The organism is Nocardiopsis sp. CNS-639 (assembly GCF_000381685.1).
GTDB lineage: Bacteria > Actinomycetota > Actinomycetes > Streptosporangiales > Streptosporangiaceae > Nocardiopsis > Nocardiopsis dassonvillei.
In genome coordinates this window covers 63264-81075 of the sequence record NZ_KB906863.1, presented here as the reverse complement: position 1 = coordinate 81075, position 17812 = coordinate 63264, and the positions used below count along the sequence as shown (strand labels likewise).

At 73.8% G+C, this 17812-nt stretch carries 20 protein-coding genes; 6 read left to right on the top strand and 14 right to left on the bottom strand.

The window, feature by feature from the left end; genetic code table 11:
• Positions 1-61: 61 nt before the first annotated feature.
• From G011_RS0116580 to G011_RS0116525, 12 genes are all read right to left on the bottom strand, one after another.
• On the bottom strand, positions 62-1531 hold the full coding sequence (locus G011_RS0116580; RefSeq protein ID WP_019609465.1) for a PepSY domain-containing protein: 1470 nt from the start codon (positions 1529-1531) through the stop codon (positions 62-64).
• Between the two features lie 108 nt (positions 1532-1639).
• On the bottom strand, positions 1640-2224 hold the full coding sequence (locus G011_RS0116575; protein ID WP_019609464.1) for a hypothetical protein: 585 nt from the start codon (positions 2222-2224) through the stop codon (positions 1640-1642).
• Between the two features lie 614 nt (positions 2225-2838).
• Positions 2839-3747, bottom strand: a complete 909-nt coding sequence (locus G011_RS0116570; RefSeq protein WP_026338370.1) for a DMT family transporter — start codon at positions 3745-3747, stop codon at positions 2839-2841.
• Between the two features lie 133 nt (positions 3748-3880).
• Positions 3881-4873 (bottom strand): ATP-binding cassette domain-containing protein, encoded by a 993-nt coding sequence (locus tag G011_RS0116565; RefSeq protein WP_019609462.1) that lies wholly within the window; start codon positions 4871-4873, stop codon positions 3881-3883.
• Positions 4874-4875: 2 nt separating this feature from the next.
• Positions 4876-5712, bottom strand: coding sequence for an ABC transporter permease (locus tag G011_RS0116560; protein WP_019609461.1), 837 nt, complete (start codon positions 5710-5712; stop codon positions 4876-4878).
• On the bottom strand, positions 5705-6505 hold the full coding sequence (locus G011_RS0116555; protein WP_019609460.1) for an ABC-2 family transporter protein: 801 nt from the start codon (positions 6503-6505) through the stop codon (positions 5705-5707). The genes G011_RS0116560 and G011_RS0116555 overlap by 8 nt, the downstream gene beginning before the upstream one ends.
• 482 nt (positions 6506-6987) lie before the next feature.
• Entirely contained in the window at positions 6988-7788 is an 801-nt protein-coding gene (locus G011_RS0116550; protein ID WP_155979791.1) for a hypothetical protein, read from the bottom strand.
• A 2-nt stretch (positions 7789-7790) separates the two neighbouring features.
• Positions 7791-8429, bottom strand: coding sequence for a DUF6286 domain-containing protein (locus G011_RS0116545; protein ID WP_019609458.1), 639 nt, complete (start codon positions 8427-8429; stop codon positions 7791-7793).
• A 19-nt stretch (positions 8430-8448) separates the two neighbouring features.
• The gene (locus G011_RS0116540) at positions 8449-8895 is read right to left on the bottom strand and encodes an Asp23/Gls24 family envelope stress response protein (RefSeq protein WP_019609457.1); all 447 of its coding nucleotides are present in this window, start codon (positions 8893-8895) and stop codon (positions 8449-8451) included.
• Positions 8892-9077 carry a hypothetical protein gene (locus G011_RS0116535; protein WP_019609456.1) on the bottom strand — a complete coding sequence of 62 codons (186 nt, stop codon included), beginning with the start codon at positions 9075-9077 and terminating at the stop codon, positions 8892-8894. The genes G011_RS0116540 and G011_RS0116535 overlap by 4 nt, the downstream gene beginning before the upstream one ends.
• Positions 9078-9131: 54 nt before the next feature.
• Positions 9132-9635, bottom strand: a complete 504-nt coding sequence (locus tag G011_RS0116530) for an Asp23/Gls24 family envelope stress response protein (RefSeq protein ID WP_013155765.1) — start codon at positions 9633-9635, stop codon at positions 9132-9134.
• A 173-nt stretch (positions 9636-9808) separates the two neighbouring features.
• A complete protein-coding gene (locus G011_RS0116525) occupies positions 9809-10000 on the bottom strand; it encodes a hypothetical protein (RefSeq protein ID WP_019609455.1) in 192 nt (63 codons plus the stop codon).
• A gap of 209 nt (positions 10001-10209) precedes the next feature.
• Between G011_RS0116525 and G011_RS0116520 the strand changes: the two genes are divergently transcribed.
• Positions 10210-10758 (top strand): RNA polymerase sigma factor, encoded by a 549-nt coding sequence (locus G011_RS0116520; RefSeq protein ID WP_026338368.1) that lies wholly within the window; start codon positions 10210-10212, stop codon positions 10756-10758.
• On the top strand, positions 10749-11306 hold the full coding sequence (locus G011_RS0116515; protein WP_019609453.1) for a hypothetical protein: 558 nt from the start codon (positions 10749-10751) through the stop codon (positions 11304-11306). Before G011_RS0116520 ends, G011_RS0116515 begins: the two co-directional genes overlap by 10 nt.
• 18 nt (positions 11307-11324) lie before the next feature.
• Here G011_RS0116515 and G011_RS0116510 read toward each other — a convergent pair whose 3' ends face one another.
• Positions 11325-11741, bottom strand: coding sequence for a hypothetical protein (locus G011_RS0116510; RefSeq protein ID WP_019609452.1), 417 nt, complete (start codon positions 11739-11741; stop codon positions 11325-11327).
• A gap of 368 nt (positions 11742-12109) precedes the next feature.
• Here G011_RS0116510 and G011_RS0116505 point away from each other — a divergent pair, with 368 nt between their 5' ends.
• On the top strand, positions 12110-13159 hold the full coding sequence (locus G011_RS0116505) for an ACT domain-containing protein (protein WP_019609451.1): 1050 nt from the start codon (positions 12110-12112) through the stop codon (positions 13157-13159).
• A 264-nt stretch (positions 13160-13423) separates the two neighbouring features.
• Entirely contained in the window at positions 13424-14161 is a 738-nt protein-coding gene (locus G011_RS0116500) for a L,D-transpeptidase family protein (protein WP_026338367.1), read from the top strand.
• Between the two features lie 54 nt (positions 14162-14215).
• Here G011_RS0116500 and G011_RS0116495 read toward each other — a convergent pair whose 3' ends face one another.
• A complete protein-coding gene (locus tag G011_RS0116495) occupies positions 14216-15760 on the bottom strand; it encodes a stealth family protein (protein WP_026338366.1) in 1545 nt (514 codons plus the stop codon).
• A gap of 445 nt (positions 15761-16205) precedes the next feature.
• On the opposite strand from G011_RS0116495, the gene G011_RS0116490 reads away from it, so the two are divergent.
• Together G011_RS0116490 and G011_RS0116485 are read left to right on the top strand one after the other, a co-directional pair.
• Positions 16206-16964: a protein phosphatase 2C domain-containing protein gene (locus G011_RS0116490; protein ID WP_019609449.1), complete on the top strand. Its 759-nt coding sequence runs from the start codon at positions 16206-16208 to the stop codon at positions 16962-16964.
• 427 nt (positions 16965-17391) lie between these two features.
• Positions 17392-17805, top strand: coding sequence for a hypothetical protein (locus tag G011_RS0116485; RefSeq protein ID WP_013155757.1), 414 nt, complete (start codon positions 17392-17394; stop codon positions 17803-17805).
• Positions 17806-17812 lie beyond the last annotated feature (7 nt).

Sequence of the window (17812 nt, the reverse complement as noted above, 5' to 3'; positions counted from 1 at the left end):
CGCGGACGACCGGACCCGCCGGGACCGGACGCGTCGGGTGCGTCCGGCCCCGGCGGCGCGGTCACGGCTTCGGGACGGACTCCGGGCGCGTGCGCCCGCGCCGCAGGCCTAGGGCCGCGTCCACCACGAGGAAGGCCAGCAGGGAGACCCCGAACACCGGCAGGAACAGGCCGACGCCCACCGCCGCCGCGGCGACCAGGGCCAGGCACCACCACGGCAGCCCCCGCCAGGTCCCGCGCGGGGCGAGCGGCCGTCCCATGGCGAACGCGGTGTCCCGGGTCGGGCGGCGCAGCCACCACATCCGATAGCCCCAGAACACGAGGAAGAGCGCGGACAGGGCGATCCCCGTCAGCAGGAGCTGGTTCGGCAGGCCGAACAGCAGGCCCATGTGGAAGGCGATCCCCCACGTGGACATCTTGGCGATGAAGGGATGGTCCTCGAACCGCAGCTCCTCGACCACCTCGCCGCTCGTCGCGTCCACGGCCGCCGCGTCCTGGTGCACGGGCCAGCTCCGCCCGGTTCCCTGGACGGTGAAGGGCGCGCCCTCCTCCACGGGCACCGAGATCTCCATCGGGCCGTCGATCCCCGCGGCGTGCACCGACTCCAGGACCGTGTCCAGGTCCACGTTCCGTCCGGCCGCGCCGTGGTCCTCGTGGTCGCCGTGCCCGCCGTGGTCCTCGTGTCCCGCGTGGTCCGCCTGCTCCTCGTGGTCCGCGTGCTCCGACGGGGCGGGCGCCGACAGCGACGGCGTGGTCCAGCCGAGGGCCACCCGCATGTCGGTCACGTTGGCCCCGGCGAACCGGGACCAGGTCAGTCCGGTGGCGGACACCATCAGCAGGCCGACCACGGCCCAGACGCCGAGCGACCCGTGCCAGGACATGGTCCGGTTCCGTCCCTTGGCGGAGGGCTCGGGCAGCAGGGTGCGGCGCAGGCGGCGGGCCTTGCGCCGGCGCGCGGTCCACAGCACGACCCCGCCCAGAGCGACCACCCACAGCCAGCTCGCGGCGAGTTCGCCGTACAGGCGGCCGAACTCGCCCAGGTGCAGGTGACGGTGGAGTTCGGACAGCCACGACCGCACGGGCAGCGCGCCGCTGCTGCCGTAGCTGGTCGTCTCGCCGAGGACTTCGCCGTTGTAGGGGTCGACGAAGACGGCGAGCCGGTAGCTCTCGGGGAGCCCCTCCACGTCCAGCAGTACGCGGGTGCTCTCGTCGGGGGCCGTGCCCGGGCGCACGGCGCTCAGCGTTCCCTCGGGATGGGCCGCGACCGCGGTGTCCACCTGTTCCTGGAGGGGCAGCGCGCTGTCGCCGGGGGTGACGCGGAGCTGGTCGGCGTAGAGCACCTGCTCCAGCTGCGGCGCGTACGCGTACAGCAGTCCGGTGAGGGCGGCCACGGCGATGAACGGCGCGACGAGGACTCCGGCGTAGAAGTGCAGGCGTAGGAGGAGTTGGCGCAGGGCCGCCCAGACGGGGGAGCGGCGGTCCGGAGGAGGTGTCTCGGGGGAGTCGAGCCGGTCGGGGGCATGGGACGTCATGGGGGCGACCTTCCTGGGTCTGGTTCGGGGCGGCCCGGGGGGGTGCGGGCACGCCTGGGGCACCGACGTGTCGGTGGAGGCCGGGCGCTGGCGGCACCGGCGGATGGCTCAGGACAGGAAGGCCGCGGGCGGTCCGCGCAGGATCCGGACGTGCCGCAGGAACAGGAGGACGACACCGTGCCGGAGCGGCGTGCGTCCGCGGAGCCGCGCGGGTCCGCCGCGCGCGGGAACGCCGGGGGCCGAGGCGAGGGCCAGCAGGCCGTGGAACAGGGAGCGCACGAGGTCGACGAGGGCGAGGACCGCCAGCTCTCCCCGGCGAAGCCACCACGCGCACACCACCCCGGCGGCGGCGTGGGCGAGGAGCATGCCCGGCCCGACCCCGGCTCCGGCCAGTGCCCCGGAACCGGCCGCGTGGGCGGCGCCGTGCGACGCGGAGCCGCCCGGCGACGCGACCGCGAACAGCAGGTGCAGGGCGGTCTGTCCCCACAGCGTCGTCGCGACGAGGGGTCCGAGGCGCTGTTCGGAGCGGAAGAGCCCGTGGGCGACGGCGAGGACGAGGACGAACCCCGCCGCGAGGCCGAGCGGCGGCACCGCGTGTCCGGAGGCCAGGACGTGGCCGGTGGAGGACACACCCGTGCACACCGCGGCGAACACCGTGGCGCGCGGCAGACGGAGCGGGACCGTACCGGCCATGGCGGTCAGTATCCCCCAGTTTTCAGAGGGTGCCCATCCCCCTTTTTGGGAGCGTTCCCATAACGGTGCGCGCACGCCCGGTCGAGCTTCCCGTCAGGGCGCGGACCGATCGCGCCGTGCGTGCGTGGTGACCGTTCCGCCGACGTCGCGGGCGCATCCCGACGCCTGGCCGATCGCGCCGCGCGGGTGGTGGTGCTCCCCGGGGTTCCCCGGAGGTGCCGCACACGCGGTCGCGTTCTCCGCGGGTGCCTCGGCCGGTTGCGCCGCGCATGCCGGAACACGGGGCCGCCCTCCGGGACGCCCGGTCGTCCCCGGCCCGCGTCCAGCGCCGTGCGGCCCCGGGGTTCACCGGCCTTCACCCGACCGGAGCGGCCACCGGGGCGGGGCGCCCCGGCGGGCACCGCTCCGGCCGGTCGGCAGGGCCGCCGTACGGGCGCTCGGCAGGGCGTGACCGAACGCGTTTTCGGGTGACGAAACAACGCAACGAAATCGCGATCGGCTACGCAACGGGTTTCGTCACCTGAGATCCAACGGAAAAGCATCCGAAGGACGACCTGGACCGCCAACGCAATGACCGCGCCCGGCCCGTCGTCCCGGCCGGGCGCGCCGACCGCTCAGTGCTCCCCGGCCACGCTTTCGGACTCCCGCCGCCTCTCCGGCTCCGGCACGGGGGCCGGACCCTGCGGAACCGTGAGCAGCCGGATCCCGTACGCCGCCAGCAGGGCGCACACCACCGCGACCGCGCCGCCGATCCACCCGCCCGCGTAGGTCTCGCCCATGAAGGCCACGCCCACCACCGTGGCGGAGACGGGGTTGGTGAAGGTGGTGATCCCCAGCGGGGCGCCCAGCTCCATGCCCTGGTAGGCGGCCTGGGCCAGGAACAGCCCGAGCACCGCGATCACGGGAGTGGCCAGCGAGGACGCGTGTACCAGCCCGACCGCGCCGGTCTCCCCGATGACCGCCACCGCCGTCTTGACCGTGGCCGAGGAGACCCCGAAGGCCACGCCCGCCGCGCCCGCCAGCAGGTAGCTGCGCCAGGCCGCCGAGCGGACCCGTCCCGCCGCCCACGCGGTCGCCAGCAGGAGCGCGGTCGTACCGCCGCCGACCACCACCGAACCGGTGTCGTCGAGGACGCCGCCCTGACCGCCGGTCACCGTCACCATCAGCAGCACGCCCAGTGCCAGCGAGGTGAACGCCGCGCCCCGCCACTCCTCGCGGGTGACCCGCCGCCCGCCCAGCCGGGCCGACCACGGGATGCCGAACACCAGCACCAGCACGCCCAGCGGCTGCACCACGGTCAGCGGCGCGTTGCTCACCGCCGCCACCTGGAAACCGGCCCGGCCCCCGTTGAACAGCAGCGAGAGCCACCACAGCGGGTGCCGCAGCAGGGCCGCGAGCTGTCCACCGCCGGTGAGCGGCCCGGCCACCCGTACCGCCAACCTGCGCTGGGCCACCGCGGCGGCCGTGTAGGCCGCACACGAGAGCAGCGCGAACGCGATCCCCAACACCACGCCTGATTCCATGACAGCGATGATCCCGCCATCCCGGGCCAGGTTCGCCGCGGGGGCCGGGAAACCTCGGTCAGCACGGGGTTTCCGACCGAACGGGGCCCCGGCGAAGAAGCGGTTCACGCAGGGGGCGCCCCCGGCCGACCCCTCAGACGCCGCCGACGGCCGTCCCCCGGTACAGCGCGGCCACCACGCCCTCGATGTCGGGCTCGCGCAGGGTCAGGTCGACCACCTCGTGCCGCTGGGCGACGCGGGCGATCACCGCCGCCGGGTTCTCCGACAGTTCCAGCCACTGGCGCGGGCCGTCCACGCGCACGCACCGGCCGCCCTCCACCTCGATGTCCGGGGCGGGCTCGGCCAGGTCCACGACCAGCACGCGCGGCGCCGGCACGCTCGCGCGCAGCCCGTCCAGACCGCCGTCGTAGGCCAGGCTCCCCCGGTCGATGACCACCACCCGCTCGCACAGGCGCTCCACGTCGCCCAGGTCGTGCGTGGTCAGCAGGATGGTCGTGCCCTCCTCGGCGTTGAGCCGCAGCAGGAACTCGCGGATGCTCGACTTGCTGACCACGTCCAAACCGATGGTCGGCTCGTCCAACACCAGCAGCCGGGGGCCGTGCAGCAACGCCGCGGTGAGGTCGCCGCGCATGCGCTGGCCCAGGCTGAGCTGGCGCACCGGGGTGGCCAGGAACGGCCCGAGTTCGAGGAGTTCGGTCATCTCGGCCAGGCGGCGGGCGTGGTCGGCGGCCGGAACGCGGTACATGTGCCGGGTCAGCTCCAGGCTGTCCCGCAGCGGCAGGTCCCACCACAGGGTGGTGCGCTGGCCGAACACCACGCCGATCCGGCTCGCCAGCCTCGTCCGCTGGCGGGAGGGCTCCAGGCCGGTCACCCGCAGGTGGCCGGAGGAGGGGGTGAGGATGCCGGTGAGCATCTTCATGGTGCTGCTCTTCCCGGCGCCGTTGGGGCCCAGGTAACCGACGATCTCGCCGGGCCGCACGGTGAGGTTCACGTCGCGCACGGCGCTGACGGTGCGCCGCCTGCGCCGCAGGAAAGGCCCCTCGGACAGGACGAAGTCGCGGCCCAGGCCGACGGCCTCGATGATCGGCTCGGCGGCGGACGCGTCGGACTCGCGGACGGAGGTCATGCTCAGCTCCCGGAGGATCGGTAGTGGCGCAGCCCGAAGCGCCAGCAGGCGGCGGCGACCAGGCACAGGACGACGGCGACGAGGGGTGTGGCGTGGCGCAGGGCGTCCGGCAGCCCCGTCGGGTCGGGGCGGTCGAGCAGGTACAGGACGGGCTGCCAGGTGACGAAGGCGAGCGGCAGCACGAAGGTCACCGCCCGCACGAGGTCGCGACCGTAGATGGCCAGCGGGTACTCGGTGAGGGCCTGCCCGCCGTAGGTGACCGAGTTGGCCGCCTCCCGGGCGTCGGCGACGAGGAACTGAAGACACGCCCCGATGACCCAGACCGCGCAGCAGATCGCGGTCCCCGAGATCAACAGCACCGGCAGCATCAGCACCCTGCCGGGGGTCCAGTCGATGTCGCACGCGGCCAGGGCGACGACGACCACGACCGAGCCCGGGACGATCCGGCCCAGGCGGCGCGGCGCGAACCGGTCGGTCGCCATCTGCACCAGCGGCGGCACCGGGCGCACCAGCATCACGTCGAGCGATCCGGTGCGGATGTGCTCCCCCAGCCGTTCGACGTTGCCCAGGATCATGTCGGCCCAGGCGAAGGCGGTCGCGGCCAGCCCGGCGATGAGCAGCCCCTCGGCGAGGTCGAACCCCGCCAGCCGCCCGGCGTGGCCGAACACGACGAGGACGGCGCCGATCTCGGCGAACACCCCCACCGAGGTCGCCAGGGTCATCAGCACCAGCGAGGCCGGGTACTGGGCCAGGGCCCGGCACCAGGTCCAGGCCAGCAGCAGGTAGGCGCGCAGCGGCCAGGCCACGGACCCGCGGGCACGGGAGATCGGGTCAGCCACCCTGGACCACCACCCTGCGGGTCGCGCGGGCGGTGACCCACGCGCCCAGGCCGAACAGGGCGGCGGCCCACCACGCCTGGAGGGCCAGCCCGCCGAGCACGGCGCCGCCCGGCAGGGTGTCCTTGCCGAGCATGATCTCGGCGGGGATCTGGACCATCGACGCCCACGGCAGCAGCCGCAGGGTGTCGGCCAGCGCCGGGGGGAACAGGGTGAGCGGCAGCAGCATCCCGGCGGCCACCGGGCCGAGCAGCCCGGCCACCGCCCAGATCCCGCTGGAGTCCAGGAGCCAGAACCCGGCCAGTTCGTACAGGTAGCGCAGCCCGAACGAGACCAGCGTGGCCAGCACGGCGGACAGCAGGAGGGCGGCCCAGCGGAGCGGGTCGCCGGGCAGGTCCAGGTCGAACAGCACCATCCCCACCGCGAACGTGGGCACCCCGCGGAAGACCAGGTTGAACGTGGCCCGGCCGAGGTCCTCGGCCAGCCACCAGCCCTGGAGGGAGACCGGCCGCAGCAGGTCGGTGCCCACGGCGCCCGAGCGCACCCGCTCGCCCAGCTCCAGGGGCGGGCCCATGATGGCGACCATGCCGATCAGGCCCTGGCTGACGAACACCTGGGTGACGGCGTCCCCGGCGTCGTAGCCGTTGATCTCGGGACGCGCCGCGAACAGGGCGAGCATGACGGTGGCGTTGATCGTGCCGAAGACGGAGTTGGTGAAGATCCCGGCGATCGTGGCCGCGCGGTAGGTGGAGTAGCGGTGCAGCCCTCGGGCGTACACCGCGAAGTAGACGCGCACGGGCGTGGACTCCTGGTGTGTCGAGACGTGCAGGTGGTGAACTACCGGTCTCGACACCGGGGGCCGGGGGAGACACGGGGGTCCGGCACGTCCCTGACGCACGGGGCTCAGGTCCGGGTCGCCGCGAGTGGCGAAGATAGCACACGCGGGGCCGCCGCCGGTCCCGATCGAGGCGCGGGCCGGGCGCGCGGAACGCGCATGTGATGACGGAGGCGGGGTCACGCCGGTGTCTCCCCTTGTACCGGCGGACCGCGCCGCCTCCGTCGCCCGCCCGGTCACGCCCCCTCCCCTCATCGGGGACGCACGGACCAGGCGGGGTTCTCGCTCCCGCCCCCTCGGCGGGGGTGCGGGGCGGGTGAGGAGTCCGCGCCCGCCTCCCCTCAGCGGGGTGTGCGGGCCAGGGGCCTCACCCACATGTGTCCAGCGGGGCGTACGGGCCAGGCGGGGCCTGGCTTCCGTTCCCCCCAGCCGGGCGGACGGGGTCAGGCGAGGTCTCTGCCCCCGCTGCGCCCCGAGGCCGACATGCGCACGACGGTGGGCAGCCGCTCCAGTTCCAGGGACTCGCGCAGGGAGCCGACCCCCTCGTCCCGGCAGGCGTGCCACACCTCCACGGGGTCGGCCTCCTCGGTCAGCACCAGGTCGAGCCACAGGCGCGGCTCCCGAGCGGACTCGGTGAACCTCGCCCTGCCGCGCACCACGCGCGGGTGCGCGCTGAGCTGGGCGACCAGGGCGTTCCCGGCGGCGGACGGCGACACCTCGGTCCGCCCCGCCGCCGTGTCCGCGCCCACGAGCAGCCTGCGCGGGCGGTGGACGCGGCCCTGGACCAGGAGCCAGCGCACGGCCAGCACGGTGAGCACCAGTGCGACCGCCGCGGCGGCATGGGGTGTCCAGGGCCAGGCCAGGGCCCGTGCCACCGGTTCGAGGCCGGTCAGCGGGGCGGCGGCGGGGCCGTCGCCGAACAGGCCGCCGCCGACGGCGAGTCCGGCCGCGCCGCCGACCAGGAGCACCAGGCCCGTGAGGAACAGCCCGAGCCGGTTGCCCCGCGCGGTCCTCCTGCTGCGGCGGTGGGGGAAGCCCCGGATCGTGGACCGGGTCGGAGAGTCCCGGCCGGGCGCGTCGGCGCGTGTCGTACCGGTGCCGGTCGTGTCGGAGGCCGCCGTGCCCTTGCCGGTCGTGCCCGGGGCGGTCCCGCCCGCGTTGCCCGCGCTCGTCCTACCCGTTTCCGTGCCGCCCGTGTCGGTGCCGGACGGGTCCGGCTCCGGTGCGGATCGCTGTCCGTCCACGCTCACGCCTCCTCCCGCACCCGGACGCGGACCCTCGGAACGCGGACCGGAACGAGTTCCTCCAGCCTCCCGCGCACGGCCGCGTCCACGTCCCGCCTCAGCCAGTGGGCGCCGCGTATGTGCGTGCGCGCCCGCACCCGCACCGTGCGGCGGCCCACCCGAACCCGGGCGCCGCGGACACCGTCCACCCCGCGCGCGGAGACGGCGAGGAGGTCGCGCAGCGCCCGCCGGGACAGGCCCACGGCCATGTCGCGGTCGTCGGTGCGCAGGACCAGGTGGCCGCCGTACCCGGGCAGCGACGCCGCGGTCAGCAGCGTCAGGCCCAGGGCGGCGGCGACACCCGAGGCCAGCATGGTCTCGGGCGCCTCCCACGGGACCGTGGCGGCGCGGGCGGCCATGCCGTCCACCGCGGGGAACGGCGCGGGCGCGCCGACCATGCTCGCGGTGATCACGGCGAGCACCAGCCCGGAGACCACCGTCACCGAGGCGGCGACCACGACGGCGGGCAGCGTCCGCCGGGGCCGGAAGACCCTCACCGCGGTCCGCCGGGCCCCGCGGTCCCCGCGCCGACCCCCGGGCGGGGGGCCGCCCGGGTCCGCGGACGCCTCGTGGGTCCGCGCCTCCTCCTGGAGGGAAGTCATCTCCGCTTCCTCCGATGGCTCAGCGCACCCGCGGCGCGGGTACGAGTTCGACGATCTCGATGTCGGTGCTGTGGACGGTCAGCCCGGTCAGGTTCTCCACCGTGGCGGCCACGTGCGCGCGGACCTCCTCGGCGGTACGGGCGAGCGGGGAGGGGTAGGCGACGGCGATCTCCAGGCGCAGCCCCACGCGGGAGCCGCCCCGGCGCACCTCGGCGCGGGCCCTGTGGCCCTCACCCACCAGCCCGCCCAGCCGGTCGCCCAGGGGACGGGTGGACCGGTGCTCGGCGGCCGCCGCGCACGCCAGGCGGCGGACCGCCCGGTCGGACACGACCGTGGTGCCGCGCTCCTCGGGCGGCACCCGGGGCGCGTGCCGGTCCGGCTCGGCGCCGGACCGCGCACGCGCGCCGGGTGTTCCGGTGCCCTCCACGGCCGCCCCGGTCCCCGGGGAGGCCTCGGCGGCGCTCACAGGCGACCACCGCGCTCACGGCGCGTGAACAGCTCGGCGAGGTCGACCTCGCCCTCGTAGGCCCTCCCCGCCAGGAAGCCCGCGGCTCCCAGGACCAGGACCAGGAGGAAGGCCCCGAAGCCTCCGAAGGCGGCGGCGAGGCCGAGGACCGCCCCGAAGGCGAGTCCGACGATCGACCACATGGGTCCTCACTCCCTCACGTCGTGTCTGCCGGTGTGCCGCTGTCCGCTCCGCCGTCACCTGACCCTCGGCTCGGCGGCGGAACGGCTCTCCTCCTCGTCCGGCAGGTGGATGTCGTCCACGGTCACGTTGACCTCCGTGACCTCCAGGCCGGTCATCCGCTCCACGCCGGAGATGACGTTGCGCCGCACGACGGCCGCCAGGTCGGGGATGGAGACGCCGTACTCGACGACGAGGTTGATGTCCACCGCGGCCTGGCGCTCGCCGACCTCCACGGCCACGCCGCGCGCCGCGGTGCTGGTGGAGGTGGAGCCGGGGATGCGCTCGCGGACGGCGTCGAAGGCGCGCCCGGCCCCGCCGCCCATGTGGTGGACGCCCCGGACCTCCCGGGCGGCCATACCGGCGATCTTGGCGACCACGTGGTCGGCGATCGAGGTGCGCCCGGTGTCGGTGTTCAGCTCGTGGGAGTGCTGGGCGCGCACGGGGACGCTGCTCGTGCTGCCCGCCTCGCGCAGCTCGGCGGGGGCGAGTTCACTGCTCTGGGCGCTCTTCGCGGCCATGGTCGGTTCTCCTTGCGTCGTCGGGTGTTCGGTCAGGGGTGGAAACGGGCGTCCCGCCGTGGGCGGGTCCGTCCGCCGGTCCTTCGGGTGGGGCCGTCGGGGCCGCTCTGAGCTGGACTGTCGGTCTTCCCCGGGCGGCGCCGCCGACTCCTCCTCCGGCGGTGTCGTGGCCTCTACCGCCCGTGGTCGCGCGAGGAGGCCGTGAAACGGGCCGCCGCGTCCACCACCACGCCTCGGCTGTCGGTCCGGGCGTGCTCCGGCGCGGCGCCGGGGGTGCGGGCCAGGGGCGGGGTCCCGGCCAGGGCGGCCCTCTCGGCGGCGCGCCTGGCGGCCGTCCTCCTGAGGCCGAACCTGATCTCTCCCATGGCGGTGCTCTCCTCGCTCGCTCGGCGCCACCCGTCGTGGCGCCGTCACAGGGGAGGACACGGGGAAGGGCCGTCGGCTCACGGCCATCATCGTGTGACCTGTGTCACTACTAGTGTGGGGGAGGCGCGGGTGCGGGACTGCCGTGTTCGGCACGAACCTGGGGTAGTTTCTCTGTGCTCGTGTACGGGGAGGGGTGGCCGCGGCGACGATGCACAGGGAAATCGCACTTCCGGAGAGCGTGCTCGTGGAGCGCGCCCAGGACGGGGACGACAGGGCGTTCGAGGACCTCGTCCGTCGGCACCAGGACACCGTCTACCGGATCGCCCTGCGTGTGCTGCGCGATCCCGCCGACGCGCGCGACGCGGCCCAGGAGGCCCTGATCACCGCGTGGCGCAGGCTTCCCGAACTCGCCGACCCGCAGAGCTTCCCCGCCTGGCTCAACCGCATCGTGGGACGGCGCGCCCTGAACATGCTGCGGGCCCGCAGGCCGGTGGAACCGGTGGAGGACGACGAACGGTTGGAGGCGAGGGGACCCGGACCGGCGGGGGAGACGCTCGCGGGCGACCTGCGCGAGGCGCTGCTCGAAGCGCTGTCGGGGTTGCCGCCCCCGCAGCGGATCTGCTGGGTTCTGCGCGAAATGGAAGGATTGGGCTATGAAGAGATAGCGGAGATCGTCGACACGACCCCGACCGCTGTGCGTGGACGTATTCACCGCGCGCGTACCCATCTCGTGGAGGCGCTTGAGCCATGGCGGTAGACCCGTCCGACGACCACGACCGACTGCCCTGCGGGACCTCGGTGGACGCACTCCTGAGGGACCTGCTGTCCGGTCGGCTCACCGAGCACGAGTCCTCCTGCGAGCACTGCCGGGCGGAGGCGGGTGAGCTGCGCCCACTCGTCGAAGCGGTGCGCCGGGACGACGAGGAGGAGGTCACCGCACCTCCCGGGCTGCTCACGGACGTCATGCGCGTGGTGCGCGCCGAGCGCCGCTCGGAGGGGACGATCGTCCTGAGCGGCTCCGGCCCCGGCGGCACCGAGGTCAGGGAGTCGGCCGTGGCGGCCATGCTCCGGACCTCCGTCGAGTCCGTTCCGGGGGTCGTGGTCGGCCGCTGCCGCGTCGAGCAGACCCGCGAGGGCCTCTCCGTCCGGGCCACGGCGCGGGTCGCCGTCGGCTTCCCCATCCCGGACGCCGCCGACGCCGCCCGGCGCGCCATGCGCTCCCTGGCCGAACAGCGGCTCGGCCTGCCCGTCGCCCGCCTGGACATCGATGTCGTCGACCTGGACGAGCCTGCCCCGGGACGGTGAGGGCGGAGCCGTCGGCGCCTACTCCTCCGCCTCGCGGCGCAGGCCGGGCACGCCGTCGGCGGGCCGGACCCCGTCGTCGCACAGCGCCATCCAGTCGCCGCGCGCGGGAACGAGCGCGAGCACGACGACGGTCAACCCCAGGGACATGAGCAGCGCGGACGCGAGCATCGTCTCGGGGGTCGCCCAGAGCTGGTCGTGGCCGTGGGCGTCGAACCAGGCCGACCTCTGGTGGTGCAGGGGACTGCCCGCCAGGGTGGCGGTGATCTCGGCGGTCGCCAGGAGGGCCACCAGGGAGGCGGCGGCCCCGGTGATCAGGAGGGGCAGCGGGTGCCGGGCGCGCAGTGTGCGCACCGGCGCCTCGGAACCGCCCGGTGTTCGCGGGTGCGGACCGCGGGCCCTGATCTGCGGTCCGGTCCTGGTCACGTCGCGCTTCATGTGTTCCGTGTGCTCCATGCGTCTGTGGACGGAAGGCGTCCAGCGGGGAGGGTGCCGTCATGGGGAGGACACACCGGTGTCGTTCCACCTCACGGTAGAAGCGCTGTGCGGCACGGCACATTCCGTGTGCGCGAAACCGGGACGGCCGACGTCCCTGCTGTTCGGGTGGGTTTTCTGAGAGCGCCACGGTCGCGGGAACGCCGGTGCGGCAGCCGTTTTCCGGTCCCGGCCGGGAGCCGTCCGCCTCCGGTCGCGTCCGCTTCGGGGACGTGCGCGTACCGCCGGAGTGGCCAGAGTCACTCTCCGTCGTTACCGGTCCTTCACGTGGGGGCGAACGGGCGCAACGTCGCCCTGGGATCTTCGGTCCCATGGACGTTTCCGAAGGACAGCACGGAACCGACGACCACCGCCACGGCTTCTTCGGCCGCGAGGCACTCGACCTGGGCATCCTGCTCCTCGCCGCCGGTGCGGCGCACCTGGTGGTGCTCTCCCTCGGGCACAGCGACGCGGGCGTCCGCGTCCTGATCACCGTGGGACTGCTGCTGCTCGCGGTCTCCGCGGTCCACCGGTGGCACCGCCACAAGGCCGCGTCCGCTCCCCGGCCGCCCCGGGGCTCCGGAACGGTGAACGCGTCCGGGAGCGCCGGGCCGCCCACGGGTACCGGGCCGTACGCGAACGGCGGGCTGACCGGCGGCGACGGTGCGTCCCGTGGCGCCGGGACCTCCGAGGACACGGCGCCGCCCGGGAACGCCGGATCGGCCGGCGGCGGATCCTTCCGAAACGCCCCCTCGACCGGGGAGGGAGCCCCGGCGTCGGCCGGTTCCCCGGCGGGTGGGGAACCGGTGCGCGCCCCGTCCGACGACCTGCTGTGGAGCGTCCGCGCGACGGTCGCCGACGTGCCCGGCGGCCTGGCCGCGCTCACCGCGCGGTTCGCCGCCCTCGGGATCGACATCCGGCTCATGCAGGTGCACCCGGCGGGGCCGGACGCCGTGGACGAGTTCTTCGTCAGCGCTCCCGCGCACGTGGGAGAGGGCGACCTGTACACCGCCGTACGGGAGGCGGGCGGACGCGAAGCCGCCGTGCGCCGCGCCGACGTCCACGAGCTCAGCGACACCACCAGCCGCACGCTCGCCCTGGTCAGCGCCCTGGTCACCGGGGCGACCACGCTGGAGCGCTCGCTGCTCTCCCTGGCCTCGGCGCGGGCCGTGGAGCACACCGCCGAACCGCCCGCCGGAACGGCCCGCGAGGACCTGTCCGGCACGGTGATGACCCTTCCGGCACCCGACGGCGGCGTCCTGACCGTCCGCCGGGAGGTCATCCCCTTCACCGCCGTGGAGTTCGCCCGGTGCCGGGCCCTGGCCCACGTCGCCTCGTCCCTGCACGCGCGTTCGCACGGCCCGGGACCCGGAGGGCGCTGAACCCGGTCGGGCGCGCCCCGGACCCGGGACGCGCCCCGGACCCCGCGCGCCGAGCGCGTGGTGGGAGGCGTCCGTGACGGCCGGTGCCGGGAGCCTCGGGTTCGGCGGCGGCCCACCGTCGGCGTCCGCGTGTCGTCGCGGCGGGCGCGCGGCCCGAAAAACCGCCAGCGCGTCCGCGCACGTCCGCCCGCACACGGAGACGAGAGTTGTCCACAGGTTCCGCGGGGCGGGGAGAACCGCGCGCCGGGTGGGTAAGGAGGACGTATGGCAACCCCCCGATTCCTCCTGACACCGCACCCGAAGCACACCCTCCTCCTGGCCGTGGCCGCGGCGTTCGCCCTGATCCTGGGCGCCGTCGTGGCGGCCCCGGCCGCGCACGCCGCACCGACCTCGGTCAGCACCGGACCGGAACTGCGCCAGGGCAGCTCCGGAGCCGAGGTGAGCGCCGTCCAGGAGCGCCTCGCCGAACTGGGCTACTGGATCGACGGCGTGGACGGCCAGTTCGGCTTCCACACCGAGCAGGCCGTCGTGGCGCTCCAGAAGGCCGCCGGGATCGCCCGCGACGGCGTCGTGGGCCCCGCCACCCGCGCCGCCCTCGCCGAGGGCGTGCTCCCCGAGGCCCAGAGCACCTCCGGCGACCTGCTGGAGATCGACCTGGACCGGCAGCTGTTGCTGGTGGTCTCCGGCGGCGAGGTGGAGCGCGTCCTCAACACCTCCACCGGATCCGGTCAGCCCTACGAGTCCTCGGACGGCACCGAGCGGATCGCCACCACCCCGACCGGCACCTACACCGTCTTCCGCGAGGTCGACGCCTGGGACCCCGGTCCCTACGGTGCGCTGTACAGACCGAAGTACTTCAACGGCGGCATCGCCGTGCACGGGTACCCGGTCGTCCCGGCCCAGCCCGCCTCCCACGGGTGCGCCCGGGTGAGCCTGGCCGCGATGGACTGGCTCTGGGAGAGCGGCAACATCGACGTGCACACCACCGTCCTGGTGCGCTGACCCCGGGGGCGGCCCGGTCGCGGCCGGGCCGCCCCGCCCCCACCTCGCGGCCCCTCATCTCTCGAAACTGCTCCTGAAGGGGAAGTAGTCGCCGAGGAACCCGTCGACGTGCCTCTCGGCCTCCTCGTCCGGCTCCGTGGTGTCGTTCACGCAGAAGGTGTCGAAGTCGCGCTGGGCCAGCAGGGACTCGGTCCGGTACCGCACCGCGTCCAGGTCGGCCAGGTTGAGGTAGGTGTAGCGCAGGCCGCCCATCACCGCCCTGCCCGTGAACAGCGCGTAGTAGTGGTGCAGGGACGACGGCACGGAGTGGTCGTCCGGGTGCCGGAACCGCGACGCCGCCGTGCGCGCGAAGATCTCGGGGAACCTCTCCTCCAGCTCCTGGACCACCGACCGGCGCTGCGGGATGGGCGTGTGCTTGAACTTGGACACGGGCACCTTGCCGAAGTGCTTCTCCAGCAGCGCGCCGTTGCGCTTGGCGGCGGCGTCCACGGGCTGGTCCTCCTCGCTGACCTCGCCCAGCCCGAAACGGTAGGGGGAGGGGTTCAGCTTCACGAGCCCGTTGGGGTGGAAGAAGAGGGAGGGGGACACGGGACGGCCGAAGAACACGTCGTCGTTGAGGTACAGGTAGTGCTCGGCCAGGTCCTCGATGTGGTGCAGCTGCGACTCGATGGCGTGTGAGTTGAACACCGGGAGGACCGACGGGTCAGCGAAGACCTCCGTGTGGTCCACCACCCGTACCCGCGGATGGTCGGTGTCCAGCCACGGCGGCGTCTGGCCGTCGGTGACGATGTAGACGTTGCGTACGAAGGGGGCGAACATCTCCAGCGAGCGCAGGGAGTAGAGGAGTTCGTCCCGGCTGGTGTAGCGGGAGTCGGAGGCGGAGTGCGGGTTGGCCGGGGCGTTCGCCCCGAGGTGGGCGTCGCGCCTGGCGCGCCAGGCCTCGTCGGCCCCGTCGACCCAGGTGTAGACGGCGTCGATCGCGAAGGTGAGGTCGGTGGCGAGTTCCCAGGTGAAGGCGTCCAGAGTGGGATGGGTCCGGTCGCCGACCCTGACCTCGGCGGTCTTCCGGGCCTTGCCGGGGATCACCTCGCTCACCGGGTTGGGCTGCGGCGCGATGAGCGACTCCCGCAGGACGTGTTCGGGCGCCACGACCCGGAGTCGGTCGAGCCTCTCCTCGTGGTCGGGGGAGGCCAGGAACCGCTCGCCCTCCTGCCAGAACTCCACGGTGAAGCCGTGGGCGGGGCCGACGACCACGGGGCCCCGGTCGCCGACGACGTGCTCCCCGAGCCGGATCACCGGGGCGCGGCGGAGCCGGCGCAGCCGGAGCGGGGACAGGGGCCGGTACCCGACCGGAGTCCTCACGTACGAGCCGTGGAGGCTGTAGTGGGAGGCGAGGACCGACAGGACCTCGGCCCTGTCCTCCTCGGACACGGCGACCGAACGGTGGTACACGCCGTTGGACCGGGAGAAGAAGTAGTCGATCCCCCGTTCACGCAGGAGGTCGGCGAAGCGGTTCGTCCGCCGGGCGACGAAGTCCTCGACGTCGAAGGGACCGGACCAGCGCCGTGCGAGGACGGGTTCGCGCCGGTAGGTCGACACGGTGAGTTCCGGGTCCCTCCTCCGGTGCCTCCATGAGACGGGAAGGAAGAGCACCTTCCTGACCGGGAACGGAACCATTCTCCTGAGTATTCGCCTGGCTCTCCGAAAATAATAGGGAATATTCCACATGGGGTGATCCATCCCGTTGTCATCTTCTGGTTCCTGTTCTGGTCCTTGCGGGTGCGGGTGCGGGTGCGGGTGCGGGTGCGGGTGCGGGTGCGGGTCCCCGCTTTCGTCGCGGGGGGTGCTTCTCCTGCTCGCGTCCTTGCCGGAGCCGGGCCGTGCGATGTCGGCCGTCTCAAGAAAAGTACTGAATCGTTCACCTACCCGAAAGATGTGCTTTCCATGGGTGTAACTTCCTGGGGTAAGGAGCGGTCATCGTGTCTCCTGGGCGGGGCCGCGGTGCCCACGACAGACGCGCCGTCCATGAACGGGAGATCCGGGAGTGCCCTTCCACGTCGCCACGGAGCCGGGTGACCCCGGCCGACCCAACGAGGACTTCGCCGCGGCGACCGCGACCAGCGCGGTCCTCCTGGACGGGGCGAGCGCGCCGCGGGACGTGGAGACGGGCTGCTCCCACGGGGTGGCCTGGTACACCCGGCGGCTCGGCGCGCTGCTGCTGGCCGGGGCCGACGCGGGACTCCCCCTGCGCGAGGCCCTGGCCGAGGCGATCGTGACGGCCTCCGCCCTGCACGCGCACACCTGCGACCTGGCCAACCAGGAGAGCCCGTCCGCCACGGTCGTGGCGGTCCGGGCGGGCTCCGACGCGCTGGAGTACCTGGTGCTGTCCGACTCCGTGCTGCTGGTGGAGGACGGGGGCGGGGTGCGCGTGCTCACCGACACCCGTCTGGACGACCTCAGGGGCGACCTGGCCCGCCGGGGGAGCCCCTGGGACGCCATCCGCGCGTACCGCAACGTTCCCGGAGGTTTCTGGACGGCGGGAGCCCACCCCCGGGCGGCCGAGGAGGCGCTGACCGGAACCCTGCCCCTCGGACGCTTCACGGCCATGACCGACGGGGCGAGCCGGGTGGTGGACCTCTTCGGGGACCTGGATTGGGACCAGGCTTTCGCCCTGGTTTCGGACAAGGGGCCGCGCGTCCTGCTGGACCGGGTGCGCGGACTGGAGGCCGCCGACCCCGACCGGCTCCTTCATCCGCGCGGCAAGGGGAGCGACGACGCCACAGTGCTGGCGTGGACACCGTGACCCCGGTTACGGTCACCCTTAAATTGCCTATTCGGACAAACTAATCTGGTGAACCCGGGGGCTTCCCCCCTGACGCCCCAGGTGGTCGCGTTTCGGGCACTACCGTCATGGGGGACGTTTTGCTCGGTGTTCCAGATGTCCTTTGTTGTCCTTTGCGGTAAAAGCACACAACAGTGGAAGCGACGGCGGCGACGTCACACACGAGGGAGACCAACGCCTCTCCGAAGCCGTGCCGCCAGGCGCTTTCGCGTTCCGTGTTCATCCGGTAGGTTTCTCCGTAACCGAAGCGCCGGAGTTCTCCCCACAACAGCTGGTATCCGGCCTTCGTCGTTCTCTCCACCCCCCTGCTCACGTGTGCGCCGAACAGGCGCGACGCGTACGAGAGAACCCCCGCGACGTCGATTTCGACCGGTGAAAAGGAGAAGGTGTGACCACCACGGGCGTCCTCGAACCCACCGGACCGAACCGGTCCCTCGGTCGCACCAGCTGGCTCGACCGGGTCCTCACGACTCCCAGCTCCGCCGTCGAGCGCCACCCGACCGTCCGCGCCCTGGACGGCTACGAGGGTCGACCCAACCCCCTGGACGCCGAGACGCCCGCGGAGTTCCTGCTGGTCATGCGCCGCTACCTCGTCTGGGCGGGCGACTGGTCCTACCTGGAGCTGGAGTACCTGTGCGGGGGAGCGGTGCGGGCGACCACCTTCCGCGACGTCCTGGAGGGGACCCAGCTGCCCCGGTACGTGTTCCTGATGGCCTTCGTGACCGCCTGCGCCGGTGAGGACGCCGCCGAGCGCCAGCGCTGGACGACCGCCTGGCACAGGCTCCGGTCGGCCGGTCACTGAGTTCTCC

Coding starts and splice junctions, on each gene's coding strand:
- G011_RS0116575 (WP_019609464.1), bottom strand. CDS start 2,224: ATGGCCGGTACGGTCCCGCTCCGTCTGCCGCGCGCCACGGTGTTCGCC.
- G011_RS0116525 (WP_019609455.1), bottom strand. CDS start 10,000: ATGGGAGAGATCAGGTTCGGCCTCAGGAGGACGGCCGCCAGGCGCGCC.
- G011_RS0116580 (WP_019609465.1), bottom strand. CDS start 1,531: ATGACGTCCCATGCCCCCGACCGGCTCGACTCCCCCGAGACACCTCCT.
- G011_RS0116515 (WP_019609453.1), top strand. CDS start 10,749: ATGGCGGTAGACCCGTCCGACGACCACGACCGACTGCCCTGCGGGACC.
- G011_RS0116520 (WP_026338368.1), top strand. CDS start 10,210: ATGCACAGGGAAATCGCACTTCCGGAGAGCGTGCTCGTGGAGCGCGCC.
- G011_RS0116570 (WP_026338370.1), bottom strand. CDS start 3,747: ATGGAATCAGGCGTGGTGTTGGGGATCGCGTTCGCGCTGCTCTCGTGT.
- G011_RS0116565 (WP_019609462.1), bottom strand. CDS start 4,873: ATGACCTCCGTCCGCGAGTCCGACGCGTCCGCCGCCGAGCCGATCATC.
- G011_RS0116505 (WP_019609451.1), top strand. CDS start 12,110: ATGGACGTTTCCGAAGGACAGCACGGAACCGACGACCACCGCCACGGC.
- G011_RS0116500 (WP_026338367.1), top strand. CDS start 13,424: ATGGCAACCCCCCGATTCCTCCTGACACCGCACCCGAAGCACACCCTC.
- G011_RS0116510 (WP_019609452.1), bottom strand. CDS start 11,741: ATGAAGCGCGACGTGACCAGGACCGGACCGCAGATCAGGGCCCGCGGT.
- G011_RS0116535 (WP_019609456.1), bottom strand. CDS start 9,077: ATGTGGTCGATCGTCGGACTCGCCTTCGGGGCGGTCCTCGGCCTCGCC.
- G011_RS0116545 (WP_019609458.1), bottom strand. CDS start 8,429: ATGACTTCCCTCCAGGAGGAGGCGCGGACCCACGAGGCGTCCGCGGAC.
- G011_RS0116530 (WP_013155765.1), bottom strand. CDS start 9,635: ATGGCCGCGAAGAGCGCCCAGAGCAGTGAACTCGCCCCCGCCGAGCTG.